This is a genomic window from Sphingomonas sp. (assembly GCF_036388215.1).
Classification (GTDB): Bacteria; Pseudomonadota; Alphaproteobacteria; order Sphingomonadales; family Sphingomonadaceae; genus Sphingomonas.
On the sequence record NZ_DASVSH010000021.1, the window covers coordinates 1 to 25,234 of the forward strand.

The window sequence follows — 25,234 nt, forward strand, 5'->3', positions numbered from 1 at the left end:
GACCGGCATGGACGATGAAGAAGCGGAGTGCTGGGTAGACATCAATGGCGGAATTGGCGGGGAACCGGCTCTGGGACAGCAAAAAGTTGCCTGCCCCACCATCGTGGTAACCGGACAGCGAGAGGAACAGCGAAGAGTGCAACCCTCATTGAGTGGGAGGGATATGCCGATGGGTGGCGATTTTGGCTATGGCTCTGGTTCTGGGGGCTATGGGCCTGGTTCTGCGGCGTCAGCTACCTTGGCACAGCAGACCGCGCCGCAAGATAAGAAGCCTCCTAAAAAAAATGAGGAAAGAAAGCCAAGGAATACCGTCATCTGTAGGTCAGCAATTTCGCTTGGCTTCGGCCTCACAGGGGGTAAGAGTCTCGAAGTCGGTGGGCGGGCGGCCGGCGCGCTTGTGGACCGCTATTTTTATCTTCGGCAGTCGGTGATCGGTGCTCGATTGGGCGCAAAGGTCGGACGGTTCGGTGGTTGGGTAGGCCTAGGAGTCGGTTTGGTGGCGGGGGCCATTGTCGGCACAATCGTCGGCGATCAAGTTGAGGAGAACTGTTTTGTTGACCCGTAATTTACCCATCGCGCGCGCATCGCTTCTTCTAGCGGCTTTCCTGCTTTGCGCAGCGCTTTCCACTTTCGCCATCCGCGTTATGGGGTTGGGACAGGATCAGGCATTGATAGGATCGGCAGTATTATCTGGTGCCTTGTTCCTCATTTTAGATCATATCCTACGACATCGGGTTAATAGCCGCTAATCCGGTATGAAGGGCTGGGCACCGCCGACTGGCGAGTTCCGAGACACAATACTTTAATTCTCACAGGCCGCGGAGCGATCCGCGGCCTGTTCCGCGCCGGCCAAGCATCCAGGCTCACATCGCTGGCGCAGGACCTGGGGGGCAGCACCTACGACTTCACCCACGCGTTCGCCTATAACCCGGCCAGCCAGATCGCGAGCGTGACGCGATCCAACGACCAATACGCCTGGGGCGGCCACGCGAACGTCAATCGCGGCTACACGGTCAACGGGCTCAACCAGGCGACCGTAGCGGGCTCCATGAGCATCGGCCATGACGGCCGCGGCAACGTCACCAGCCTGGGCAGCGCCGGCTATGCCTACACCGCCGACAACCAGCTCGCCACCGCGCCCGGCGGGGATTACGCCTACGACCCGCTCGGCCGCCTGTTCCACGAGACCGCGCCCAACTCAGCGCTGCTCCACGACGGCACCGAGATGGTGATGGAACGCGACGCCACCAGCGGCGCGATCCGGAGGCGCTACGTCTACGGCCCCGGCACCGACGAGCCGCTGGTCTGGTACGAAGGCTCGGGCACGACAGACCGCCGCTGGCTCCACGCCGACGAACGCGGCAGCGTGGTCGCGATCACCAACAGCTCGGGCACGCCAAGCCTTAGAACAGCCCCGGCGTCTCGCGCTGGGCGGTGCTGGGGCGTTCGGGGATGAGCAGTTCCCGGCGATTGGAGACCGACAGCGCGCCCTGCCCGCCCCCTGTCGCCAGCCGCGTGCAGCTTCGGCCCGCCAGGTAATCGAGCGCAGTGCGGGTTGATGCCTCCAGCGGATCGCCCAGGGGGCGCGTCACATCGTCCGCTGCCTGGCAGGTCGCCTCCATCGTGCCCGCAAGCCCGTTGTAATAAGTGCCCTGATGCGCCGCATTCTCGAGCGCGAAGGCGATCACTCTCAGGCGATCGTCGCATTGGGTGCGGTCGATCGCGATCTGCCCCACGGGCTTGCCATAGGTGTTGGCGCCGATCAGCGCGGCGTTGGCGTGGAGATAGGGGATGAACGAATTCATCACGAGCTCGCTCGCCGACGCCGTGCCGCCGGTGCCGATAAAGGCGATCTTGACCGGCGCGACCGATTGCGGCTGGGGCGAGAAATAGGTGGTCTCGTTATTGACCGACTTCGAAGCGCGGAAGGTGGTGTACGAAAAAACGTCGGACGTGGAACGGTTGCGGCCCAGCAGGTTTCCCATCAGGTCGGCGATCGAGACCAGGCCCCCGCCATTGTAGCGGAAGTCGATGATGAACTCGGTCACGCCCTGGGCGCGGAAATCGGCAAAAGCGGCGCGGAGCGCGGGATCGGCGGTCGAAATGAAAGTGCGCAGGTTGACGTAACCGACCTTCTTGGCGCCGTCGTTGATGATCTTCGCGCCATAGCGGCTGGAGACCGGCGTGAGCGCATAGTCGGTCTTGGCAAGCGTCACTTCGCGCGTTCCGTTCGCATCCGCGACGCGCAACACACGTGTCGTGCCCGGAGTGGACGGCCCGAGGGCGTTGGTGACGCCCGCGCTGCCCTCGCTCGAAAGGATCGAGCTGACGCTGCGCAGCGAGGCGCTGCTCGTCCCGATCGCCAGGATTTCCGCGCCGCGATCGATCGACGCGCCCGATGCGGCCGTGCCCTCGAAAGCCTCGGAAACGAAAACCCGGGTCGGCTCATAGGAAAGGCGGAAGCCGAAGCCCGCGCTCGATCCCGAAGCGTAAAAGGCGTTCTCTTCCGCGATCGAAGTGACATAGGTGAAAAAGCGATCGCGGCGCTGGGCGCGCGCCGTGGCGGTCAGCGCATCGACATAGGCGTCGACCGTCGAATAGGGTGCCGGATCCAGCGTCGCGGGCAGCGTCTCCGGGAAGAGATACCATTCGCGCAACTGTGCGGCGGCCCAATCCTGGCGGTCGCGCACCGAGCAAGCCGCAGCCGTGGTCGCCGTGGGAGTCGGCGTCACGGCCACGCCCCCGCCCCCGCCCCCGGGCTGGCTCACCGAACCAGATCCGCCCCCGCTGCAAGCGGAGAGCATCGCGGCGAGGGCGACGGTCGAATTTAAGCAATTAAATCTCTTCATTTCAATTCTTTAACGTTTTCCACCTCGCCAGTAAAGCAGGGCCGCCACGATAGCGGCCGAGCCCACGCCAATGGCGGCGCCCATGCCGATTTCGCGCGCGCTGGGCGACCAGCGCTTCTTTGATTCGGCGATTTCCTTTGCCGCCTGGAGCGCTTCTCCACCCACATGCTCATGGGGCGGCTCCTGGATGGGATAAGGCGACTGGTTTGCTGCGGGAACAGGCGGCTGATGGCTCATGATGATCCTCGACTAATGAACACTGCGACCTGAACACTCGGGTAATGGCGCGGTTTCCCGCAAACTTGCAAGCTGCTTGGCGCGCGAGCAGAAGCGGGCGCATGAACCCGCTCTACGCCGGCATGGGAACCACCGTCTTCGAAGCCATGTCGGCGCGGGCGCGCGAAACCGGCGCGATCAATCTGGGGCAGGGCTTCGCGGACGGCCGTGGACCGGAGGCGGTGCTCCGGACGGCCGCCAGGGCATTGCTCGAAAGGTCGAACCAATATCCGCCGATGCCGGGCCTGCCCGAACTGCGCAGGGCGGTGGCGGATCATTATGCGCGGCATCAGGGGCTGAACCTTAGCCCCGAGGAGGTAATCGTAACGTCCGGCGCGACCGAGGCGCTGGCGGCATCGCTGTTCGCCACGATAGCCCCGGGCGACGAAGTCATCTGCTTTCCGCCGCTCTACGATGCCTATGCGCCGCTGATCCGCCAGGCGGGGGGCGTGCCCGTCTTCGTGCGCCTTGGTCCGCCCGAGTGGCGGATCGACATAGCGGCGCTGGAGGCGGCGATCTCTCCGCGTACCCGCGTGCTGCTGCTGAACAACCCGCTCAACCCCACCGCGACGATGTCGAGCGCGGACGAACTCGCGGCCGTAGCGGCCTGCTGCGTGGCGCACGACCTGATCGCCATCTGCGACGAGGTTTGGGAACATGTGACCTTCGATGGCGCGCGTCATCTTCCGCTGATCGGCTTTCCCGGCATGCGCGAACGCACGATCAAGATCGGCAGCGCGGGCAAGATCTTCGCGCTGACCGGATTCAAGGTCGGCTGGATGTGTGCGGCCCCTCACCTCGCGGCGGTGCTGGCCAAGGCTCACCAGTTTCTCACCTTCACGACCCCGCCGAACCTGCAATGGGCGGTTGCGGAAGGGCTGCAAACGCAGGACGACTGGGTGCAGGCCGCGCGCCACCGCTTTCAGGCTGGGCGCGACCGGCTCCGGCAGGGGCTGGAGGCGGCGGGACTGGTCACGCTACCCAGCGTCGCGACCTATTTCCTCTCTGTCGATCTGGCTGCATCGGGTATCGCGCTGGGGGACATGGCCTTTTGCGATCGGCTTATTTCCGCGGGCGTGGTGGCGATTCCAGTCTCGGCATTCTATCCCGAGGACCCGGTCGCCAATATTGTGCGCTTCTGCTTCGTCAAGGAAGCAGCCACCCTCGATGCGGCGATCGAGCGCATAGCCAAGGCTAGCTTTGCCTAGCGTGATCCAGGGGGCAGCGGCTGGACAAGGGGACGCGCGGGACCCGAAACCCAGGATGCCGGCTGCCGGTTCGGCGGCTCGCCGCTCATCGTGACCATGTTGAACGAATCGCCGCCCAGCCGGCTCACATCCGCGGTGATCACCGGGGCAGGTTCGCGGAAGCGCGTGCGGGTCCCTTCGTCGATATAATCATCGACGACAGAAACCTGCCCGCCCATCTGGGTGAGGTCATAAAGCTGGCGCGCAAACGCCTTGGGAAAGCGGATGCAACCATGCGAGGCGGGGTAGCCCGGCAGATGCCCGGCATGCAGCGCGATCCCGTCCCAGGTCAGCCGCTGCATGTAAGGCATGGGCGCGTTCGAATAGAGATTCGAGCGGTGGAAGGTCTTCTTCTGAAGGATCGTAAACTCGCCGACGGGCGTTTCGCGCCCCGCAGAACCGGTTGATACGGTGGAAATCCCAAGCAACTGGCCATTCCGGTAGATGAAGGCGCGCTGCTGCGGGAGGCTGATGACGATCGAGACCGCCCCCCCGGTGCTCGCCCGCTGATATATCGGATACCAGACGAACTGACCGGGCTTCAGCGCGTCGCTTGTCGGCAGCATCGTATCCACGGCGCTTGATTGCGCAGCGGCCGGCGCGGTGGGAAAAGTCGCCGCGCAGGCCAGCAAGCAGGCGGCAACAACCCCGGTACGCATCGAGCAATCTCCGAACCTCACCGGGGGAGATGCCCCGATTTCGATTCCTTAACGAAATTAACCTATTTTCGTGCCACTGCCGAATCAGGCGCACGATGAAAACGTGTGGATGGTCCCGATTCAGGAAAATGCGCGCCGAAAGGATGAACCGGGCAACAGATGCGGCGAATCGTCGCGCTTGGGACAGTTGTTCACCAAAACTCTCGGCAACTCTCTGCTATAAGGGCGCTCGGGGAATTTGTAGCGGGCATTGGCATAGCATGAACAACCTGGATTCGGTGCTCACGCGCCGTACGATGTTGAGATCAGCCGTAGTGATGGCCAGCGGTGCGGCTGTGTCCGCCTGCGTTTCGCGTGTGGACACCGCTTTGGCTCCGTCCATCGTACCGCCGGTCTATGCGCCGCCGATCCCCAAGGCTCCCGTGCTCGCCAGGGCATCCCGCACTCCCGGCGGAATTCGTCCCGAACTTTTCAAGAAGGCGATCGCCGCGCTGGATCGCCATTCGATGCGCGTTACATCGCATGATCGCATCGCGATCGCCGATTTCTCGATGGCCTCGGCGAAGCCGCGCTTCTATCTTGTTCATCTCGGCCGCGGCGAAGTCGAGACCTTCCTGGTTTCGCACGGCATCGGCTCCGATCCCGAGCATACCGGCCTGCTGCATCGCTTCTCGAACGAAGTGAACAGCGAAGCCACTTGCGAAGGCGCGTTCCTCACTGGCGACTATTATGTCGGCAAGCACGGCGATTCCCAGCGGCTGCTCGGACTCGATCCGACCAACAACAATGCGCTCGACCGCGCTATCGTGATCCACTCGGCCTGGTATGCCAACAGCGACATGATCGCCAAGCACGGCAAGCTCGGCCGCAGCCAGGGTTGCTTTGCGGTGGGCGAATATGAGCTGGCCAAGGTGTTCGAGCGCCTCGGGCCTGGCCGAATGATCTATTCGGCAAAGGCCTGATCCGGGCAACTTGCCCGCAATCAATGCGTTAGCCCTCCCTTCGCCACTTTCAAGCTGCGGCTGGTGCCGCCGCGTCCGAGCGATTAGGGACGTTAAATGAGCGAAACGCTGTCGCCCGTTCTGCCCGACCAGGTCGATGAGGCCGCACGCCTGATGCTGGAGCGCGCTTGCGAACGCGAACTGAGCATCGCGACGGCGGAAAGCTGCACGGGCGGATTGCTCGCTTCGCTGCTCACCGACGTGGAGGGCGCGGCCCATGCCTTCGAGCGCGGTTTCGTAGTCTATACCAACGAGGCCAAGACCGAGATGCTCGGCATAGACCGCAGCCTGATCGAAGGCGCCGGCGCGGTCAGCGAAGCGGTGGCGCGGGCAATGGCCGAAGGGGCATTGCGGAAGAGCCATGCGCAGATCGCATTGTCGGTGACCGGCTTTGCGGGCCATGGGGGACCCGACGACGAGCCCGGGCTGGTGCATTTCGCTTGCGCGCGCGAAGGGCGCCGGACCGAGCATCGCGAAGAGCATTTCGGCGATATCGGGCGCGGACCTGTCAGGATCGAATGCATCCGTGTCGGCCTGGAAATGCTGGACGAAGCGCTGTGACGCATCGCTTTTATTCGTTGCATCGCCATGGAATGGTTCGGACGGGGGTATGCACTCCGATCGCCACCGCGGGCGATCCCGCCGCCAATGCGCAGGGGATAATCGCGCTCGCCCGGCAGGGGGACGAAATGGGAGCCGACCTGCTCGTATTCCCCGAGCTCAGCGTCACTTCCTACGCGATCGACGACCTGCATTTGCAGGACACGATCCTCGACGCGACCGAAGCGGGAATCGCCGCGATCGTGGAGGCGAGCACCAGGCTAAAGCCGGTGCTGCTCGTGGGCGCAGCGGTTCGGCGCGGCGGCCGCGTCTATAATTGCGCGCTGGCGATCGCGCGCGGGCGCATCCTGGGCGTGGTGCCCAAGACCTATCTGCCGAACTACCGCGAATATTATGAGAAGCGCTGGTTCGCCAGCGGCGCGGGGCTGGTGGGGCTCGAAATCCGTATCGCTGGCCAGGCCGCGCCCTTCGGCACCGACCTGATCTTCGCCGCCGAAGACCTGAAGGACTTCGTCTTCCATATGGAAATCTGCGAGGATTATTGGGCGCCCCTGCCCCCCTCCACATTCGGCGCGATGGCCGGAGCGCTGGTACTGGCAAACCTTTCCGCCTCGAACATCGTCATTGGCAAGAGCCGCGAGCGCCAGATGCTTTGCGCGGCGCAATCGGCGCGCGCGGTTGCTGCCTATCTCTATTCGGCGTCGGGCCCGGGAGAGAGCACCACGGACCTGGCATGGGACGGCGAGGGGCTGATCTACGAGCTGGGCGAGTTGCTTGCCGCCAGCGAGCGCTTCGAGTTGACCACCGAAATCATGTGCGCGGATATCGACCTGGAGCGCTTGCGGCTCGAGCGGATGCGCATGGGCACGTTCAACGATTGCGCCGCCGCGAACGGCCATCCCGAGACGCGCTTCCGCCGGATATCCTTCGCCCATCAGCCCGATTTCGCCGATCGCGGGCTGATGCGGAAGCTGCGGCGCTTTCCCTTTGTGCCCAATACGCCCGAAAAGCTGGAGGCCGATTGCTATGAAGCCTTCAACATCCAGGTGGAAGGGCTGCGCAAGCGCGTCGAAGCGACGGGGGCCAGGCACCTCGTCATCGGCGTCTCTGGCGGCCTCGATTCCACCCACGCGCTGATCGTCGCGGCCAAGGCGATGGACCGGCTGGGGCGCCCTCGCAGCGACATATTGGGCTTCACCATGCCCGGCTTCGCCACCGGCGACGCGACTAAGTCCAACGCCTGGGCGCTGATGAAGGCGCTGGGCGTCACAGGCCAGGAAATCGACATCACCGCGACTGCGCGGCAGATGCTCGAAGAGATGGACCACCCGTTTTCGCGCGGCGAGAAGGTCTATGATGTGACCTTCGAGAATGTCCAGGCGGGCCTGCGCACCGATTATCTCTTCCGCCTGGCCAATCAGCGCGAAGGTTTCGTGGTCGGCACGGGCGACCTCAGCGAGTTGGCGCTGGGTTGGTGCACGTACGGCGTGGGTGACCATATGAGCCATTACGGCGTCAACGCAGGCGTGCCCAAGACATTGATGCAATATCTGATCCGCTGGACGCTCGACACCGGCCAGTTCGAAGGCGACACGGCTCGGACGGTCCGCGCGATTCTCGATACGGAGATATCGCCGGAGCTCGTGCCCGCAGACGCCGACGGGAAGATGCAGAGCACCCAGGATCGCATCGGACCCTATGAGCTGCACGATTTCTTCCTGCATTACGTGATCCGCCACGGCCTTCGCCCGTCCAAGATCGCTTTCCTCGCCTGGCATGCCTGGAAGGATGCCGCAGCGGGGCAATGGCCGCTCGGCTTTCCCCAGGACGGCCGCCACGAATATGATCTCGATGCGATCGCGAAGTGGCTGGAAACTTTCCTGTTCCGCTTCTTCCAGACCACGCAGTTCAAGCGCTCCGCCCTTCCGAACAGCCCCAAGGTTTCGGCGGGAGGCTCGGTCAGCCCGCGCGGCGATTGGCGCGCGCCCTCCGACGGCGTTGCGCGGCCGTGGCTCGACGAACTGAAGGCGAATTTGCCCTAGAGCGCGATGCGACGGCCCTCGCGGGCGCTTTGCAGCGCGAGTTCGATGATCCGCAACCCCAGGATGGCGTCCTGAGCAGTCACGGGTGGGGCGGTCCCATTAATGATCGCCTGCGCGACGCCGGAATAAAAATGTCGGTAATCGCCCTTCTGTGTGGGTATCGTCTCGCGCGCGCCGTCGCTTTGCGTGAGCACGCCATAGGCCGCCGGTTCCTCCGCGTGGTCACCAGGCTTGCCCCCGGCCTTCATCGCAGGCTCCTGCGGATCGACGCCATATTTGACGAAGCTCGCCTCAGTCCCATGCAGCGCGAAGCGCGGGCGCGCGGCGGGAACCAGGCGATCGGCCGACAGGATCAGGCGGCGTTTTCCGTAGAAGAAAGTGATCTCGAAATAATCGAGCGTGTTCGCGCCCTCGCGCTGCACTTCCACATCGGCGCTGAGCGCTTCCGGTGGGCCGAACAGCTGGAGCACCTGATCGATCAGGTGCGAACCCAGGTCTCCCAATATGCCCGTTCCGGCTTGCGGGCCGTCCTTCCACCCCGCGGTCACTTCCGGGCGGAAGCGGTCCCAACGCCATTCGGCCAGCATCACTTCGCCCAGCCGCCCCCTTGCCAGCAGATCGCGCACGGTGAGGAAATCGCCGTCCCAACGCCGGTTGTGGAATGCGCTGAGCACAAGCCCGCGCGACTTGGCCAGTGCATCGAGTTCAGCGGCTTCGCCCGGCGTGGGCGCAAAGGGCTTGTCGATCACCACATGCTTGCCCGCCTCCAGCGCGGCGCGCGCCAGTGGGACGTGCGTGTCGTTCGGCGTGGAGATCGCCACCAGCGCGATCGAAGGATCGGCAATCAGCGCCTGGGTGCCGGTGACGGCCACATCCGGATACCGCGCATGCACTTCGTCCGCGCGCGATGTCGCGATCGCGGCCAGCTCCAGTTCGGGCATGGCATGGATCAGTGGGGCATGGAACGCCATTCCGCCCAGGCCATAGCCGATCACTCCCGTGCGGATCATGACGCCTGGATCGGGCGCGTGGCCTGGTTCTGCGCGGTGATCACCAGCTCTGCCGCGAGCAGCGCCTGTTCCTGGTCCTGGGACGTGGAGGTCCGCTCGACCACGTCGGCCACCAGTTGCGCTCCGAAGGGCAAATGCACCTTTGCGCAGTCGATATAGCGCACCCCCTTCTGATCGGCGATCAGCAGGTGATCGCGTCCCGGCCGGCCGCCCGGATCCACATATTTCCGCAATTCGATATAGCCTTGGGTGCCCAGCAGGAAGAGCCGCCCGTCGCCCCATGCGGGCAACCCGTCGGGGGTGAACCAATCGACCCGGATATAGCCGGTGCCGCCCGTGCCGGTCAGCATCATGTCTCCGAAATCCTCGAAGTCCGGTCTGTCCTTCCAGTGGAAATTCCCGGTTTGCGCCGCGACCACGTGCGCGCGACTCGATCTCGTGTAGAACAGGAACTGATCCGCCTGATGGCTGCCGATATCGGTCAGGATGCCGCCATAGCGCGCCTTGTCCCAGAACCAGCCCGGACGGCTAGGTGCGTTCAGCCTGTGGGGCGCCAGGTTCACGGTCTGGATCACCTTGCCGATCGCCCCCTCCGCGACGAGCTGGCCGGCATGAACCGAAGCGCGCGATTCGAGCCGTTCGGAATACATGATCGCGAACTTGCGCCCGGTCTCGCCGATCACCTTGCGTACGTCCGCAAGCTGCTGGAGCGAAGTGACCGCCGGCTTGTCTCCCAGATAATCCTTGCCGGCCCGCATCGCGCGAATGCCCAGGCCCGCGCGCAGATCGGGAACCGGCGCTCCCGCGATCAGCGCGATCGACTTGTCGTTCAATATCTCATCCTCGCTGCGCGCCAGTTTCGCGCCGGGATAGCGGCTTTGGAACAGCGCGACCTGCGCCGGATCGGCGGAATGGAACATCGCCAGCGTGCCCCCGCCCCGGATGATCGCGTCGCACATGCCATAGATGTGCGCGTGATCCATGCCGATCGCGGCGAACTTGATGCGGTGCTTGACGCCGGGTTCGGGGCCGGTGGGCGCAGGCTCCACCGGCGGTGCGTTGCCTTGGGTCACGGACTGCGCGAGCAGATCGGCGGGAAGCCCCGCGGCGATCCCCGCAAGGGCGCCTCCAGACAAAATCGCGCGGCGTTGGATCGGCATGCGGCTGCTCCTTTTCAAGAGCGCGCTTAGGTGCCCCGCCCGCGCTCCCGCGTCAAACCCGCGCAAGAAGGGCGGGGCGCTGCCGTTTATCCTGTTGGACCCCGCGTTGCGCGCGGGCGCGAAGTCCGCGTTGCAGTATACGCGCACCAGCTCATCCCCGCCGCCGGTGCCGGTAACCGGCGGCGGGGAATCGGTTCGTTACGAAACATCGGCGAAGTTGCGCGAACTGCGCATTCCCCCTCGCACTAACCGCGCATTCTGGCTTATTAGGGAACCTGCACGTCGCGGACCCTTTTCGGGGCCGAGTGGGAGTCAACGAAGAGTGAGCAGCGATACGAGACTGGGCCGCATCCTGCGCCGCGGCGGCATGTGCATGGTGGCCGGCGTCGCGATAAGCACGCCGCTGGTTGCGCAGCAAACTGCCGCTCCACCGACCGCGCCGATGGTCCAGGCGGTGCCCCCGCCCCTGCCCCTGCCGGTGCTTGCCCCGGCGCAAGCCGCGTTGCTGGCCCCGCTCCTCGCGGATGCGGGCTTTGCCCAGGGCCTGCGCCATGATGGCGCTCGCCCCCCCGCGCCGCCGAGCAACGAAGCGCTGGTTCGCGCTGCGCTCGATTATGCGCGCGCAGTGCGTGCGGGCCGCCTGGACAGCAGCGATTTCCAGCAGGATTGGGGCCTGCGCCCCGCCCCCTACGATCCGCTTCCCGGCTTTTCGGAGGCCGTGCGGGCCGACCGGCTGGCGCAATGGCTGCGCGCTTTGCCCCCGCCTTATTCGGGCTATGACAGTCTGCAGGCGGGTCTTGCCAATTACCGCAAGATCGAAGCGGCGGGCGGCTGGGCCAGGCTTGCCGCCGGCACGGACCTCGGCATGGGCGCGTCGGGCGCGCGGGTGGCGGCGCTGCGCAAGCGGCTCGCCGTCGAGGACAGCCAGGTCGTCGCGGCCGGCGACAAATTCGATGCGGGGCTGAAGGATGCGGTGATCCGCGCCCAGCGCCGTTACGGGCTGAACCCGACGGGTCTCGTCTCCGCCGGAACGCTCGCCGCGCTCAATGTCCCCGCCGGAGACCGTGTCCGCCAGATCATGGCGAACATGGAGCGCTGGCGCTGGCTGCCCGCCGAGCTTCCCGCCAAGCGCATCCAGGTCAATATCGCCGCGGCGGTGCTCACCGTGTTCGAGGGCGACGCTCCGATCGCCTCGATGAAGGCAGTCACGGGTCGCCCCGGCAACGAGACGCCGATGCTCCAGTCGAAGATTCACACGATCGTGCTCAATCCGCCCTGGAACGTGCCCGCCGGCATCGCGGCAAAGGAGCTGTGGCCCAAGGGCGAAGCCGCGCTCAAGGCCCAGGGCTACAAGATCATCGGCACGGGCCCGAGCCGCCGGCTCCAGCAGCAGCCCGGCCCGAGGAGCGCGCTGGGGCTCTACAAGTTCGATTTCGACAATCCCTATGCGGTGTATCTCCACGATACGCCTTCGCAATCGACCTTCGCCAGCTTCAGCCGGCTCGCCAGCCATGGCTGCGTCCGCCTCGAAAAGCCCGGCCCGCTGGCGCAATTGCTGCTGCGCAACGATCCGGCATGGCAGCCCGAGCAGATCAAGGCCGAGCTGGCGAAGGGCAAGACCCTGCGCGTGCCGCTGCAGGATCAGGACAAGGTCTCCGTCTATCTGCTTTACTGGACGGCCTTTGCGAGCGCCAACGGCACGGTGAGCTTCCGCGCCGATCCCTATAATTGGGACAAGACGCTCGCGGCGAAGATCGAAAAACGCTCCGCTATTACCGCCGCCGCGGTATCCGCGCGCTAACCAGAGGAAATAACATGAAGACCAGGTCCATCGCTTTGCTCGCCGCAACGGCCCTCGCGCTCGCTGCTTGCGCCGGCGGCAATGACGACGAGCAGCCCGCCGGCGAAACGAACGTCGCAAACATCGCCGTCGAGTCGGGAAACATGATGAACGTGACGACCGAAGCGCCTCCCGCGACGCGCGTCGATAATACCGCGTCCGAGGCGACCGCGCCCAGCGCCACGCTCACTGCCGACGAGCAGACCACGGACGACGCGGACGCCACCGGCATGACTTCGCGAGTCAATCGCGACGAGGCCGGGAATAGCGGGCAGCCCGCGCAATAGGAGAGCGCCGGGGGTTCCTGCGCGGCGGTTGCCTCAGTCTAGCCGCTTTGGATTCGCCAATTTGCCCTCTATATGCCGGCAATGATCCCAGCCCTGTTCCAGATCGACCCCCGCGACAGTGTCGCCACCGCGCTGCGCGATCTCGGCGCGGGGGAGATCGAGTTGGGCGTCACGCTCGCCCAGCCGGTCCCCAAGGGTCACAAGGTCGCGGTCAAGGCCGTGGCGGTCGGCGATCCGGTGCTCAAGTTCGGCTTTCCGATCGGCCGCGCCACCGCGCCGATCGCGCCCGGTGAGCATGTCCACACCCACAATGTAGCCACCGCGCTTCAGGCGAGCGGTGAATATCGCTACGTTCCCCATGAAGACGCCCCCGCGCCGGCCGAGGGGCCTTCGTTCATGGGCTATCGCCGCGCCGATGGCCGCGTGGGCACCCGCAACGAGATATGGGTGATTCCCACCGTCGGCTGCGTCGGGCGCACCGCGCAAAAGATCGCCGAACGCGCCGGCCAGGCGCATGCTGGGGCCGTCGAAGGGGTGCACGCCTTCGCGCACCCCTTCGGCTGCTCGCAGCTTGGCGATGATCTGGAGGGCACACGGGCGGTGCTTACCGCGCTCGCCAATCACCCCAATGCCGGCGGCGTGCTGATCGTCGGCCTGGGCTGCGAATCCAATCAGACCAGCGGGATGCTGAAGGGCATCACCCATCCCAATATTCGCGTCCTCGGCGCACAGATCGCCCAGGATGAGATCGAAGAGGGCCTCGCGCTGATCGACGAGCTGGTAGCGGGCGCACGCGCGGAGCGTGTCGCCGTTCCCCTTTCGGAGCTCGTGCTCGGCGTCAAATGCGGCGGTTCAGATGGGTTTTCGGGGCTGACGGCCAATCCCCTGGTCGGGCGCATGAGCGATGCGGTAACCGGTGCGGGCGGCACGGCGATCCTTACCGAGATCCCGGAGATTTTCGGCGCGGAGCAACTCCTGATGGACCGCTCCGCCGATGAGCGCGTGTTCGACGGCATCGTCGGGCTGGTGAACGGCTTCAAGCGCTATTTCACCGATCACAACGAGCCCGTTTCGGAAAATCCGTCACCCGGCAACATCGCCGGCGGGATCACTACGCTTGAGGAAAAATCGCTGGGCGCGGTCCAAAAGGCCGGGCACGCCACCGTCACCGATGTGCTCCATTATGGCGAGCGTGTCCGGAGCCGCGGCCTCACGCTGCTCGAGGCGCCCGGCAATGACGCGGTATCCTCCACAGCCCTGGCCGCCGCGGGCGCGACCGTAATTCTCTTCACCACTGGGCGCGGCACCCCGCTTGGCTTCCCTGTGCCCACGGTGAAGATCGCGTCGAACAGCGATCTCGCGGCGCGCAAGCCCGGCTGGATCGACTTCGACGCCGGCCAGGTCCTGGACGGCGGAATGGACGCCGCGACCCAGGCGTTGCTCGGCACGATCGCCGAAGTAGCTTCGGGCAGGCAGACCGCCGCCGAGCGCAATGGCGAACGCGAAATCGCGATCTGGAAGCGCGGAGTCACGCTCTAGGCACCGCGTATGACGCCCCAACGGAAAGCGACGACTTCCACCACTGACGCGGCCAATTGTTGCGGCGCGGCATTGAAGCGTTAACCACTCCGCGCTAGCACCATGCCGGGGACTATCGGGGTGGGATCGATGGCTGAATTCTTTATTTTCATATACGCGACACTCGCGATGTTCGTCATTCAGGCGATGGCCGCCAATCAGCGCCACGCGCGGCCCAATCCGCAGATGATGACGATGGTCGGCTGGGGATTGTTCTCGCTTTCATCGACATTGGCCGTCCTGCTCGGCGCTGTCGCACTGGCGCTGGCGCTCGGCCTCCACATGCCCCTCCCCGCGACCTTCAACGCGCCGCTGTTCTAGGCAAGTGCCGCTTTACGAAATCGCAGGACAGCGGCCGCAAGTCGCTGGAGACGCTTGGGTCGCCCCCAGCGCCGACCTGATCGGCGACGTGCATCTGGGGGCGCTCGCCAGCGTGTGGTTCGGCGCAGTCATCCGCGCGGACAACACGCCGATCCTTATCGGCGCGCGCAGCAATATCCAGGAAGGCGCGATGTGCCATTCGGACCCGGGCGCCCCGCTGACGATCGGCGAAGACGTGACCGTGGGTCATCACGCGATCCTCCACGGCTGCACGATCGGACACCGCACCCTGATCGGCATGGGAGCCACCATCCTTAATCGCGCCGTGATCGGCGAGGACTGCCTGGTCGGCGCGGGTGCCCTGGTTACCGAGGGCAAGGAATTTCCGGCCGGCCACCTCATCGTCGGCAGCCCGGCTCGCGCCGTCCGCCCGCTCGATGAGATGCAAAAGGCGATGCTCCGGGCCAGCGCCGCGCTCTACGCGGCGAAGCAGCGCGAATATGCGATGGGGCTGATACGCGTCGGCTAGCCAACCACGCCCCGAGCCTTGCATTTTCCGGCCGATATGGGAGGCTGTTGCGAAATCAGGCAGGAGGGCTGGCATGATCGATCGGACGAAATTACTGGGCGCGGCGGCAATCGCGGCCGCGCTCTGGGCCACGCCGGCATCGGCGCAGGCGACGCGGACCTGGGTCTCGGGTGTAGGGGACGACGTCAACCCGTGCAGCCGCACCGCGCCGTGTAAGACCTTCGCGGGGGCAATCTCCAAGACAGCCAAAGGCGGCGAGATCAACTGCCTCGATTCAGGCGGGTTCGGCAGCGTCACGATCACCAAATCGATCGCGATCATCTGCGAGGGGGTCATCGCCGGTATGCTGGCTCCGATGGGCAGCAACGCCGTGACGGTCAACGCAGCCGCGACCGATCATGTCATGTTGTCGGGACTGGACATCCACGGCGCGGGCACGGGCAAGACTGGCGTTCGGGTATTGAACGCGAAGAGCGTTATCGTGCGCAATTCGACCATTCAGGGATTCCAGGGAGCTCTGGGCCAAGGCGTGTCTGCGGGGGGAACGGCGCAAGTGGTGGTCGTCGATAGCGTGATCACCAACAACCTCACCGGCATATCCGGCCCGGTCGTGAGCGGTGGGAATAACCTGCTGGCAGGCAACGGCACGGACGGCGCATTCGCGAGCACGATCAAGCGCCAATAGGCCTGGAACGACGCGAATCGCGCCCCTCCCTTTGCCCATCCTGCTCCCGTCCGCGGGCGGGAGCGTCGAGTGCCGTAGCGTCCGGGGGGCGGGGATAGACAGCCTCTTCGGTTAGGGTATCAAACCGCATGGCCCTTCCCCCGCTTTTCGATCGCCTGGCGCTTCCCGTTATCGGCTCGCCGCTCTTCATCATCTCGGTGCCGGACCTGGTCATCGCGCAGTGCAAGGCAGGGATCGTCGGTTCGTTTCCGGCGCTCAATGCACGCCCCCAGGCGCAACTCGACGAATGGCTTCACCGCATCACCGAAGAGCTCGCCGCCTGGGACCGCGAGAATCCGGAAAGCCCCTCCGCGCCCTATGCGGTCAACCAGATCGTCCACCGCTCCAATGATCGGCTCGAAGCCGATCTCCACACCTGCGCCAAGTGGAAGGTGCCGATCGTCATTACCTCGCTGGGGGCCCGGCCCGAACTGAACGATGCGGTCCATAGCTGGGGCGGGATCACGCTCCACGATGTCATCGACGATCGCTTCGCCCACAAGGCGGTGGAAAAGGGCGCCGACGGGCTGATCCTCGTCGCCACCGGCGCGGGCGGGCATGCCGGCCGGCTCAATCCTTTTCCCTTCGTCCAGGAAGTGCGTGAATGGTTTGAAGGGCCGGTTATCCTGTCCGGCGCGATCGCCACGGGGCGGGCAGTGCTCGCGGCGCGGGTGCTGGGCGCCGACCTTGCTTATATCGGCTCGCCCTTTATCGCCACCGATGAGGCCAATGCGGTCGATGCCTATAAGCAAGGCATCGTCGAAGGCCGCGCGGCAGACATCGTCTATTCGAACCTCTTCACGGGCGTGCACGGCAATTACCTGCGCAGTTCGGTGGTCGCGGCGGGGCTGGACCCGGACAACCTGCCCGAGAGCGATCCCAGCGCGATGAATTTCGGGGGCGCGAAGGCCTGGAAGGAAATCTGGGGCTCTGGCCAAGGCATCGGCGCTGTCCGCGCAGTCGAGCCCGCCGCGGTAATGATCGAGCGGCTGAAGACGGAATATGCCGCCGCGCAGGCGGCTATCCGCTAGCGCGGATTACAACGGTGGCGTCCTGTCGCGGGAAGCTCAAAATGCCGCCGCGAGCCGATCCATCATGGTCCGCGCCGGACTGACCGACACCACGGGCACGTCCAATGAATCGTCGAGCCGGGCAACTCGGCGATAAAGCTCGATGCTCGTCAGGATGATCGTAACCGCCTGGGGCGGCATCACCTGCAATAGCGCCGCCTCGGTCTCCGGCGCGTCCCCCAGCCGCCGCGACGGCGAAAGCGCATCGCGCGCGGCCAGCTCGCCCGCATCGACGGCGCGCTGGGTGAGGAGCCAGGCGATGATGTGCATCAGCCGCGTGGTGACCTTGAGCGACTCGCAGGAAAAAGCGACTCGGTTCAGCGCATCGAGCGTGTCACGCTCGTCGCGGCCGATCTGGTCGAAATAGCTGCGCGCCTCGTCCGCCAGCAACATCGCCTCGACATATAGCGAGTCGATCAGCTTGCGGTGAATCCGCGATGTCCCCTGCTGCCCCATGCTCGCGAAGCTGCCACAGCGAACATGGTAACAAAATGCTTAATCTTGCGGCGTTGGCGTCCCGTTGCGGGAAGGGTCTCAGGCGATGATGTCCGGGATCAACTGATCCTCCAGCATCTGGATCTCGTCGCGCATCAGCAGCTTGCGCTTCTTGAGCCGGGCGAGCTGGAGCTGGTCGGTCGATCCGGTAGCGCGCAGCGCATCGATGGCGGCATCGAGATCGCGATGCTCCGATCGCAGGCCGAGCAGCCTTTTCTGGATTTCGCCGTCTTCCATGCCTTTCCCGTGCACGCCCTCAAGCCCTTGCGCAACGTTCCATCGCGTCTTTTCCGCACCCCGTCGATTGCGCGAACAAAGTGGCGAGACAAGCTCCTCGATCGGTGTTCTACTCACACTTCCGGCCACCGATGAAGGAGACTGCCATGCAGAACACGCATCTCTCGGCACTATCGGCCAAGCACAATGTGCTTGACCAGCGTATCCACGCCGAGACGCAGCGGCCTTTGCCCGACAGATTGATCCTGGCGGAACTGAAAAAGCAAAAGCTTCGCATCAAGGAAGAGATGAGCCGCTAGATTCTGTGGCAGTTAGGCGGCGCCAGCCTACTCCCCCGCCCATTGTAGGGTGAACAGCGCCCGCGCTGTTCAGGTCATGGCGGGGGCATGACCGACCCCAACACTCCCGGATCCTGCCGAACGGGTGCCGGGTGGGGCAGTGCCGCTTCCACGAAGGCGGACAGATTACCGAAATGGGGTGTGGCGCCGCCGCACCCCGAACGGGAGCGCAGATTGGCCCAGCGATTATCGGCGCGTGATGATAGGCTTTGCGAAACCCGGGGTCCCCACGCCCTTGCCCACCGGCTTGCGCGCAAGCAATGGATCGATCTCGCTGTCGAACGCCACGCCCACGCGGCCATCGGTAGCCCAGGCGATGCGCCCGGTAACCCAGCCCACGCCGCGCACTTCGATTTGCACCTCGGTATTGCGGTCGATCGGCGCGGGATATTCGGCCATCATCCCGCCCGAAGAGAGATTGCGGACGCGGACCATCTGATCGGGCCTGCCGTCGATCCTGAAGTTCGCGGTCAGCATCAGACTGTCGCGCGCGCCGGCGCGCTGGCCGGTAAAGTCCTCGGCCGAAAGCGTCATCAGTGGATCGTGGGAAAACTGTTCCATCGGCTCGCTCGAAACGCATTGCGGATACGCGCCAATAAACCAGCAATCCCTATCGAAACCGTTAATTTGCGCGGCTATTCCTCGCGGCTGACCTTTTCGTTGCGCTCGTGGCGCTCCTGCGCCTCCACCGTCATCGTCGCGATCGGACGGGCTTCCAGGCGGCCGAGCGAGATCGGCTCGCCTGTGACTTCGCAATAGCCATATTCGCCTTCGTCGATGCGGCGCAGCGCGGCGTCTATCTTGCAGATCAGCTTGCGCTGGCGATCGCGGGTGCGCAGTTCGATCGACCAGTCGGTCTCGCTCGAAGCACGGTCGGTCAGGTCGGCCTCACGAAGTGAATCCGCCTGGAGCTGGTTCAGCGTGCCGGCCGCCTCGCGATAGATCGCGTCCTTCCAGGCGAGCAGCTTTTCGCGGAAATACTCAAGCTGCCGAGGCCCCATGAAGGGCTCGTCGGCGTGTGGGCGATACCCGTTGCCGCCATCGTTAGCGGGCGGCGGCATGCGTTTGCCGGGTTCGTCGAAACGATCCAATACTGTAGCCATCCCCATACTCTCCACACCAGTCGCCCGGTGGCCAAGCCGCCGAAGACTGCCCGTTGCCCGGCTGCCCTATACTTTCGCACAGGCCGGTTAACAAGCGCGCTATTTCTAGTCCCGCGCCTATATCCCGGTAAACTAGGGGAAATTAGCCGATGCTGAACCGGTTGCGGCGGGGCACCGTAAATTAACCAACAGAGGTTAGAAGTCGTTAACAACTAACTCAAGCCGATGTACCATTCCGGAACATTAACTATCAGCCATTCATCCCTACCCACGAAAAATCGACAAGAAGACGGTAAACAATCGTTAGCGAGCTTGCGCTTAATAGTTTGTTTTGCACTTTAGGAGCATTGACTGCGCGGATAGCTGCTGACGATCCCGTGGGGAGCGACCGCGCCAGCAACGAGAAAAGTGGGACACTATGTCGGTTCGCATGGCTCTTGCCAAACTCTGCGCCTGCGCTTGCGGCGGGGCGATGATCGGCGGCGGCGGCGTTTACGTCACTGAGCGCGTATCAAAGCCGCGCGTCGTTCAGCAGCAGACGGTGGCGAAGAAGCGCGTCGTTCGCCGCGTCGTGCGGCGTCCGGCGCAGCGAGTCGTTCGCCGCACCGTGACCACCACCAGCCAGGGCGCGGCCCAGGTCATCATGACGCCCCAGGGCGCTCCGATTCCGCTGCCCCCGCCCCTTTATGGTTCGAGCGGCCAATTCCCGGTCGTGTCGTCCAGCGCCAGCGGATCCAGCTCGTCGGGCGTGATCGGCGGATCGGGCGGCGGCGGCTTTATCGGCGGCTTCTTCGCGGGCGGCTTCTTCGGGAGTTCGGGTTCGGGCTCCGGCTCCGGCTCCGGCTCGGGGTCCGGGGGCTCGACCAGCAGCGGCATAAGCTCCAGCACCAGCTCGAGCACCAGCGGCAGTTCGGGGACCAGTTCGGGCACAAGCTCCAGCGGCACGTCGAGCGGCATCAACATCAACATTTCGACGACTTCGAGCACCAGCGGCGGCTCGACCTCGACAGGCGGTTCGTCCACCAGCGGCGGATCGACTTCCACCGGCGGCTCTTCGACCGGTGGCTCGTCGACCAGCGGCGGATCGACTTCCAGCGGCAGCGTGAGTTCGACGTCCTCGACCGGCGGCTCCTCGACCGGCGGTTCATCGACCGGCGGCTCGTCCACAGGCGGATCCTCGACGGGTGGCTCGTCCACGTCGAGCGGCGTATCCTCGTCCAGCGGCGGCAGCAGCGGGGACGTATCGTCCTCGACCGGCGGTTCTTCCACCGGCGGCTCTTCGTCCTCCACTTCGAGCGGAGGCAGCAGCGGTGACGTTTCCTCGTCCACCGGCGGATCGTCTTCGTCCACCTCGAGCGGCGGCAGCAGCGGCGATGTCTCGTCCTCCACCTCGAGCGGCGTTTCGTCGTCCTCCTCGACTTCGAGCGGAATCTCCTCCTCCTCGTCCACGTCGAGCGGGATTACCTCCTCTGCCTCGTCGTCGTCGAACGGTTCGAGCACCTCGACTTCCAGTTCGTCCAACGGGTCCAGCACGTCCTCGTCGAATTCGTCGGCCTCCTCGTCCAACGGTTCGAGCAGCTACGGATCGAGCAGCAAGGGCTCGTCGGGCCATGGTTCGAGCGGCTGGAGCAACAGCAGCGGCTGGAGCTCCAACGGGCATGGTTCGAGCAGCTATGGCTCCAGCGGCCATGGTTCGAGCGGCGGCAGTTCGGGTGGCCCCGCGCCGGTCCCGGCGCCCCCGATGCTCCTCCTGTTCGGAGGCGCGGCTGCGGCGCTTGTAGTGCGCAAGCGGCTGGCCAAGAAGAAAGCCGAAGCTACGGCTTAATCCAATTGCCCTCATCCCCGAAAGCGGGATGAGGGCTAGTTGTTGACAGCCCTCTACTCCGCCCGCGCCAGCGCCTCCTCGATCTGGGGCACGGTGTGGCCCGTCAGGTCCTTGTCGATCTCCCCGGCGATCCGGCTTTGCACTTCCTTGTGATAATGCTTGCGCAGCTCGCCCAGCGTCCGCGGCGGGGCGATGACGATCAGCGACTCGAATTCGTGGTTGAGCACGCGCTTCTTCAGCAGTTCGGCGGTCTCGGCCGCGAAGCGGTCTTCCTCGAGCTGATGATAGTCAGCCTCGCCCATCGTGCCGCCCGAGGGAGCGAATTGCGCGCCGCCGCCCTTGGCATGCATCGAGCCGTTCTGCGCCACCGCCGGAGCGCCGGGGCCCGATTGCGTCGAAGATGACTGGCCCGCAAGATCGGTCTTCTGATCCGAATCCTTGGGATTGGGGTGAATCACTTTCTTCTCGACCACCAGGTTCGGATAGTCCGCGTCGCCTTCGTTGCGGAGGAACAGCATCTTGCGCCCGTCGGCGACCACCACGAAAGTGTTGTGCGGAACCTGCATCTGGAAATCTCCTCGTTTCGGTTGTGCGCCGTCAACGCGAGCGAAGCGGCAGGGTTGCGCGGCCCAGCGCCGCTCGCCATAGCCCCGTCTCATGCACGACATCCGCTTTATCCGCGAAAATCCCGAGGCTTTTGACGCCGGCTTGAAGAGGCGTGGGTCTGAACCGCTGTCGCTTGAGATCCTCAATCTGGATCGAGCTCGACGCGCGATACTGACGGAAAAGGAGATGTGGGAAGCGGAGCGAAAGCGGAAATCCGCATTCTACGGTCAACTGAGAAGCCAAGGTCAGGGCCTTACGGAGGAAGCCCTGACGTTCCAGACGGAGGCAATTGAAGCCTCCAACAAGCTCAAGGAGATCGAGCCTCAGCTTGAGCCAACCGACAAGCTTCTGCGCGAAAAGTTAGCGGCGATCCCCAACCTTCCGCTCGCTGACGTTCCTCAAGGAAAGGACGAGGACGATAATGCGCTGGTTCACGAGCGCGGCACGCCCCCCAGCCTCGCCTTCGAGGCAAAGGAGCACGACGCGATCGGCCCCGCGCTCGGCCTGGATTTCGAGACCGGCGCGCTGCTCGCCGGCTCGCGCTTCACCTTCCTGCGCGGCTCGGCCGCCCGCCTCCACCGCGCGCTTGGGGCATTCATGCTCGACACCCTGACGCGCGAGCATGGCTATGAGGAGACCGTGGTTCCCCTGCTGGTCCGCGACGAGATCATGTTCGGCACCGGCCAGCTTCCCAAGTTCGCGGAAGACAGCTTCCAGACCACCGACGGCCGCTGGCTCATCCCCACATCTGAAGTGAGCCTCACCAACACGGTGCGCGAGCGCATCCTGTCCGAAGCCGAGCTGCCGTTGCGCTTCACCGCACTCAGCCCCTGCTTCCGCTCCGAAGCCGGCGCGGCGGGGCGCGACACGCGCGGCTATATCCGCCAGCACCAGTTCGAGAAGGTCGAGATGGTCTCGATCACCACGCCGGACACGTCCGAGGCCGAGCATGAGCGGATGACCGCCTGCGCCGAGGATATCCTGACCAGACTGGGCCTCGCCTTCCGCCGCATGAAGCTGTGCACCGGCGACATGGGCTTCTCCGCCGCGCGAACCTACGATCTCGAAGTCTGGCTGCCCGGCCAGGCGCGCTATCGCGAAATCAGCTCCTGTTCGACGTGCACCGATTTTCAAGCACGCCGCATGAATGCGCGTTACCGGCCCGAGGGCGAAAAGGGCACGCGCTTCGTCCACACGCTCAACGGCTCGGGCTTGGCGGTCGGCCGCACGCTCGTCGCGGTGATCGAGAATTATCAGCAGGAAAGCGGTTCGGTCGCCGTGCCCGAAGCGCTCCGGCCCTATCTGGGGGGGCTTGACCGATTTGAGCCCCAGCCACGCTGACGCGGCCCGAAATTCACGATATGCTCGCGGGCATGGATGGGCATATCTCAAGGCGCGCGGTGGCGGCGCTCGGCGCTCTGGCGCTAAGCGGCTGCATCCCGCCATCGGGCTATCAGCCACGTACCGATGCACCCGCGCCCGAGCGCGAGGGCTATGAGCGGCGCTCGCTCGATCAGGACGTTCCCGCCCTTCCCGCCCCGCGCCCGGCCTGGGAAGCGCGCCCGGTCACTCCTGACGCGCGCCGCATCGAAGCCAGCACTTATGTGGTGCGCTCCGGCGATTCGCTGCGCTCGATCTCGGTAAAGACCGGCGCCGGATCGGAGGCGATCGCCCGCGCGAACGATCTGGCCCAGCCTTACACGATCTTCCCCGGCCAGCGGCTGACGATCCCCGCCGGGCTCTATCACGCCGTCCGCGAAGGCGAGACCGGGATCGCGATCGCCCGCGCCTATCGCGTCGATTGGTCACGGATCATCTCGGCCAATTATCTCGAAGAGCCTTACGTGCTGCGCACCGGCCAGCGCCTGCTGATCCCCAATGCCGGGCCAGAGACGATCGAGGAGCGCGCCGCGCGCTTTCATATCGATATCGATGATATCCTGACCGGCGGCACGCCTGCGGCGCGCGAAGGCGAAAAGCCCGCCCGACCGACTCCCTCCTCCGCCCGCGTGCTTCCGGCGACCAAGCCGGTCGCAATGCCGGCGCGGCTTACCGGCCAGTTCCGCTGGCCCGTCACCGGCAATATCGTCAAGCGCTTCGGCCCGGGCGCATCCGGCGAGCGCAACGACGGCATCAAGATCGCCGTTCCGCTCAACACGCCCGTCCTCGCCTCGGCCGATGGCGTCGTCGCTTATGTCGGGAGCGACGTGCCCGCGCTGGGTGGGCTCGTCATCCTCAGTCACGGCGGCGGTTGGACTACGGTATACGGCCATGCCCGCCAATTGCTCGTCCAGCGCGGCCAATCGGTGAAGCGCGGCCAGACGATCGCGCTCTCGGGCAATTCGGGCTTCGCCGATCGGCCCGAGGTGCATTTCGAAATGCGCCAGGGCCGCAGCGCAATCGATCCCGTCCCCCGCCTGCCCGCCCGCTAATGCCGAAGCTTCCTCCCGCCACTCTCAGGCGCAAGTCGAGCCTGCCGATCTGGGCCGACATCGGCTGGCGCGTGCTGGCGGTGCTCGGGCTGCTCGCTCTTGCGGTCGGCGTGCACTGGATCGAGCGCGATGGACTGAAGGACACGCACGACGGCAGCGTCTCCTTCCTCGACATCCTCTATTTCACGTCGATCTCGGTGACGACCACCGGCTATGGCGACATCGTTCCGGTGAGCACTTCAGCGCGCATGTTCGATGCATTCGTGGTCACGCCGATCCGCATTTTCGTGGTGCTGCTGTTCCTCGGCACCGCCTATAATTTCGTCCTCAAGCGAAGCTGGGATAAATGGCGCATGGCAGCGATCCAGAAGAATCTGTCCGGCCACATCGTCGTGGCGGGCTTTGGCAATACCGGTTCGGAGACCGTCGATGAATTGATGGCGCGCGGTACTCCCGCCGGGCGCATCGTCGTGATCGATCTCGACGAAGACAATCTCGCGCGCGCCCGCGAATGCGGCTGCATCATCCTTCATGCCGATGCGACGCGCGATCAGGTGCTCAAGGACGTCAAGATCGAGAACGCCGAAGCGTTGATCGTCACCGCGGGGCGCGACGACACTTCCATCCTCATAACCTTGACGGCGAGGCACCTGGCCCCCGCCCTTCCCATCAGCGTGACCGTGCGCAATGAGGATAACGAAGTACCGGCCCGGGCGGCCGGCGCGAACACCGTTGTGAACCCGGTGAGCTTCGCGGGGCTGCTTCTGGCGAGTTCGTGCAGCGGTTCGCACGTCGCGGATTATCTGATGGACCTCGCCTCCTTCCATGGCCGTGTGGTCCTCGCCGAGCGTAGCGCCGCCCCGGACGAAATCGGCAAGCCGCTATCGTCGATCAGCACCGGCTTCGGCATGCGCATCTACCGCGCCGGCGGCTTCCACGACCGCAAGTCGCCCGAAGCCGCGAAGCTGCAAGCGGGCGATACGATCGTGGAAATCGTCTCGGACTAGAGTCTGTTCCACTCCCGTGGAAGCGGGCCCCACCCCC

Annotated in this window: 28 protein-coding genes; 17 read left to right on the forward strand and 11 right to left on the reverse strand. The window is 65.0% G+C overall.

The genetic code is table 11. The features are described from left to right. Both VF617_RS08940 and VF617_RS08945 read left to right on the forward strand, forming a co-directional pair. Nucleotides 1-565 (forward strand): hypothetical protein (locus tag VF617_RS08940; RefSeq protein ID WP_331014532.1); only part of this gene is annotated, 565 nt, incomplete at its 5' end. A gap of 384 nt (nucleotides 566-949) precedes the next feature. Beyond that, nucleotides 950-1,456 carry a hypothetical protein gene (locus VF617_RS08945; RefSeq protein WP_331014533.1) on the forward strand — a complete coding sequence of 169 codons (507 nt, stop codon included), beginning with the start codon at nucleotides 950-952 and terminating at the stop codon, nucleotides 1,454-1,456. On the opposite strand, the gene VF617_RS08950 is transcribed toward VF617_RS08945, so the two are convergent. Both VF617_RS08950 and VF617_RS08955 read right to left on the reverse strand, forming a co-directional pair. After that, the gene (locus VF617_RS08950; RefSeq protein ID WP_331014534.1) at nucleotides 1,404-2,849 is read right to left on the reverse strand and encodes a S41 family peptidase; all 1,446 of its coding nucleotides are present in this window, start codon (nucleotides 2,847-2,849) and stop codon (nucleotides 1,404-1,406) included. The genes VF617_RS08945 and VF617_RS08950 overlap by 53 nt on opposite strands. 9 nt (nucleotides 2,850-2,858) lie before the next feature. Beyond that, entirely contained in the window at nucleotides 2,859-3,086 is a 228-nt protein-coding gene (locus tag VF617_RS08955; RefSeq protein WP_331014535.1) for a hypothetical protein, read from the reverse strand. Nucleotides 3,087-3,187: 101 nt separating this feature from the next. Here VF617_RS08955 and VF617_RS08960 point away from each other — a divergent pair, with 101 nt between their 5' ends. Further along, nucleotides 3,188-4,333 (forward strand): aminotransferase, encoded by a 1,146-nt coding sequence (locus VF617_RS08960; protein ID WP_331014536.1) that lies wholly within the window; start codon nucleotides 3,188-3,190, stop codon nucleotides 4,331-4,333. Here VF617_RS08960 and VF617_RS08965 read toward each other — a convergent pair. Further along, nucleotides 4,330-5,031 carry a L,D-transpeptidase family protein gene (locus VF617_RS08965; protein ID WP_331014537.1) on the reverse strand — a complete coding sequence of 234 codons (702 nt, stop codon included), beginning with the start codon at nucleotides 5,029-5,031 and terminating at the stop codon, nucleotides 4,330-4,332. The two genes, VF617_RS08960 and VF617_RS08965, sit on opposite strands and share 4 nt — an antisense overlap. 260 nt (nucleotides 5,032-5,291) lie before the next feature. Between VF617_RS08965 and VF617_RS08970 the strand changes: the two genes are divergently transcribed. The 3 genes from VF617_RS08970 (at nucleotide 5,292) to VF617_RS08980 (ending at nucleotide 8,635) form a co-directional block, all read left to right on the forward strand. Next, entirely contained in the window at nucleotides 5,292-5,993 is a 702-nt protein-coding gene (locus VF617_RS08970; protein ID WP_331014538.1) for a murein L,D-transpeptidase catalytic domain family protein, read from the forward strand. A gap of 96 nt (nucleotides 5,994-6,089) precedes the next feature. Continuing rightward, nucleotides 6,090-6,593: a CinA family protein gene (locus VF617_RS08975; RefSeq protein WP_331014539.1), complete on the forward strand. Its 504-nt coding sequence runs from the start codon at nucleotides 6,090-6,092 to the stop codon at nucleotides 6,591-6,593. Continuing rightward, nucleotides 6,551-8,635 (forward strand): NAD(+) synthase, encoded by a 2,085-nt coding sequence (locus tag VF617_RS08980; RefSeq protein ID WP_331014540.1) that lies wholly within the window; start codon nucleotides 6,551-6,553, stop codon nucleotides 8,633-8,635. The genes VF617_RS08975 and VF617_RS08980 overlap by 43 nt, the downstream gene beginning before the upstream one ends. Here the strand turns inward: VF617_RS08980 and VF617_RS08985 are convergent. Continuing rightward, nucleotides 8,632-9,645 (reverse strand): oxidoreductase, encoded by a 1,014-nt coding sequence (locus tag VF617_RS08985; protein ID WP_331014541.1) that lies wholly within the window; start codon nucleotides 9,643-9,645, stop codon nucleotides 8,632-8,634. The two genes, VF617_RS08980 and VF617_RS08985, sit on opposite strands and share 4 nt — an antisense overlap. Then, nucleotides 9,642-10,805 (reverse strand): Gfo/Idh/MocA family oxidoreductase, encoded by a 1,164-nt coding sequence (locus VF617_RS08990; RefSeq protein ID WP_331014542.1) that lies wholly within the window; start codon nucleotides 10,803-10,805, stop codon nucleotides 9,642-9,644. Before VF617_RS08990 ends, VF617_RS08985 begins: the two co-directional genes overlap by 4 nt. A gap of 367 nt (nucleotides 10,806-11,172) precedes the next feature. On the opposite strand from VF617_RS08990, the gene VF617_RS08995 reads away from it, so the two are divergent. The 7 genes from VF617_RS08995 (at nucleotide 11,173) to VF617_RS09025 (ending at nucleotide 17,115) form a co-directional block, all read left to right on the forward strand. After that, the gene (locus tag VF617_RS08995; RefSeq protein ID WP_331014559.1) at nucleotides 11,173-12,606 is read left to right on the forward strand and encodes a L,D-transpeptidase family protein; all 1,434 of its coding nucleotides are present in this window, start codon (nucleotides 11,173-11,175) and stop codon (nucleotides 12,604-12,606) included. A 14-nt stretch (nucleotides 12,607-12,620) separates the two neighbouring features. Next, entirely contained in the window at nucleotides 12,621-12,932 is a 312-nt protein-coding gene (locus VF617_RS09000) for a hypothetical protein (protein ID WP_331014543.1), read from the forward strand. 81 nt (nucleotides 12,933-13,013) lie between these two features. Then, nucleotides 13,014-14,471, forward strand: coding sequence for an altronate dehydratase family protein (locus tag VF617_RS09005; RefSeq protein WP_331014544.1), 1,458 nt, complete (start codon nucleotides 13,014-13,016; stop codon nucleotides 14,469-14,471). Between the two features lie 129 nt (nucleotides 14,472-14,600). Further along, nucleotides 14,601-14,831 (forward strand): hypothetical protein, encoded by a 231-nt coding sequence (locus VF617_RS09010; RefSeq protein ID WP_331014545.1) that lies wholly within the window; start codon nucleotides 14,601-14,603, stop codon nucleotides 14,829-14,831. Between the two features lie 4 nt (nucleotides 14,832-14,835). Then, a complete protein-coding gene (locus VF617_RS09015; RefSeq protein WP_331014546.1) occupies nucleotides 14,836-15,360 on the forward strand; it encodes a gamma carbonic anhydrase family protein in 525 nt (174 codons plus the stop codon). 73 nt (nucleotides 15,361-15,433) lie between these two features. Continuing rightward, nucleotides 15,434-16,045: a hypothetical protein gene (locus VF617_RS09020; RefSeq protein ID WP_331014547.1), complete on the forward strand. Its 612-nt coding sequence runs from the start codon at nucleotides 15,434-15,436 to the stop codon at nucleotides 16,043-16,045. Between the two features lie 128 nt (nucleotides 16,046-16,173). Further along, the gene (locus VF617_RS09025; RefSeq protein ID WP_331014548.1) at nucleotides 16,174-17,115 is read left to right on the forward strand and encodes a nitronate monooxygenase family protein; all 942 of its coding nucleotides are present in this window, start codon (nucleotides 16,174-16,176) and stop codon (nucleotides 17,113-17,115) included. Between the two features lie 36 nt (nucleotides 17,116-17,151). On the opposite strand, the gene VF617_RS09030 is transcribed toward VF617_RS09025, so the two are convergent. Continuing rightward, nucleotides 17,152-17,610 carry a DUF1465 family protein gene (locus tag VF617_RS09030; protein WP_331014549.1) on the reverse strand — a complete coding sequence of 153 codons (459 nt, stop codon included), beginning with the start codon at nucleotides 17,608-17,610 and terminating at the stop codon, nucleotides 17,152-17,154. A 78-nt stretch (nucleotides 17,611-17,688) separates the two neighbouring features. Beyond that, nucleotides 17,689-17,886: a YdcH family protein gene (locus VF617_RS09035; protein WP_331014550.1), complete on the reverse strand. Its 198-nt coding sequence runs from the start codon at nucleotides 17,884-17,886 to the stop codon at nucleotides 17,689-17,691. A gap of 146 nt (nucleotides 17,887-18,032) precedes the next feature. Between VF617_RS09035 and VF617_RS09040 the strand changes: the two genes are divergently transcribed. Beyond that, nucleotides 18,033-18,185 carry a YdcH family protein gene (locus tag VF617_RS09040; RefSeq protein WP_331014551.1) on the forward strand — a complete coding sequence of 51 codons (153 nt, stop codon included), beginning with the start codon at nucleotides 18,033-18,035 and terminating at the stop codon, nucleotides 18,183-18,185. A gap of 225 nt (nucleotides 18,186-18,410) precedes the next feature. On the opposite strand, the gene VF617_RS09045 is transcribed toward VF617_RS09040, so the two are convergent. The 4 genes from VF617_RS09045 to VF617_RS09060 all read right to left on the reverse strand — a co-directional run bounded on the left by VF617_RS09045 (nucleotide 18,411) and on the right by VF617_RS09060 (nucleotide 21,718). Then, nucleotides 18,411-18,785 (reverse strand): PilZ domain-containing protein, encoded by a 375-nt coding sequence (locus VF617_RS09045; protein WP_331014552.1) that lies wholly within the window; start codon nucleotides 18,783-18,785, stop codon nucleotides 18,411-18,413. Between the two features lie 74 nt (nucleotides 18,786-18,859). Beyond that, on the reverse strand, nucleotides 18,860-19,327 hold the full coding sequence (dksA, locus tag VF617_RS09050; protein WP_331014553.1) for an RNA polymerase-binding protein DksA: 468 nt from the start codon (nucleotides 19,325-19,327) through the stop codon (nucleotides 18,860-18,862). A 684-nt stretch (nucleotides 19,328-20,011) separates the two neighbouring features. After that, a complete protein-coding gene (locus VF617_RS09055; RefSeq protein WP_331014554.1) occupies nucleotides 20,012-20,860 on the reverse strand; it encodes a hypothetical protein in 849 nt (282 codons plus the stop codon). Between the two features lie 345 nt (nucleotides 20,861-21,205). Beyond that, nucleotides 21,206-21,718: a host attachment family protein gene (locus VF617_RS09060; RefSeq protein ID WP_331014555.1), complete on the reverse strand. Its 513-nt coding sequence runs from the start codon at nucleotides 21,716-21,718 to the stop codon at nucleotides 21,206-21,208. A 91-nt stretch (nucleotides 21,719-21,809) separates the two neighbouring features. Between VF617_RS09060 and serS the strand changes: the two genes are divergently transcribed. The 3 genes from serS to VF617_RS09075 are packed head-to-tail and all read left to right on the forward strand — an operon-like array spanning nucleotide 21,810 to nucleotide 25,197. Next, nucleotides 21,810-23,099 carry a serine--tRNA ligase gene (serS, locus tag VF617_RS09065; protein ID WP_331014556.1) on the forward strand — a complete coding sequence of 430 codons (1,290 nt, stop codon included), beginning with the start codon at nucleotides 21,810-21,812 and terminating at the stop codon, nucleotides 23,097-23,099. 32 nt (nucleotides 23,100-23,131) lie between these two features. After that, on the forward strand, nucleotides 23,132-24,190 hold the full coding sequence (locus tag VF617_RS09070; protein ID WP_331014557.1) for a M23 family metallopeptidase: 1,059 nt from the start codon (nucleotides 23,132-23,134) through the stop codon (nucleotides 24,188-24,190). After that, nucleotides 24,190-25,197 (forward strand): potassium channel family protein, encoded by a 1,008-nt coding sequence (locus VF617_RS09075; protein ID WP_331014558.1) that lies wholly within the window; start codon nucleotides 24,190-24,192, stop codon nucleotides 25,195-25,197. The genes VF617_RS09070 and VF617_RS09075 overlap by 1 nt, the downstream gene beginning before the upstream one ends. Nucleotides 25,198-25,234: the final 37 nt, after the last annotated feature.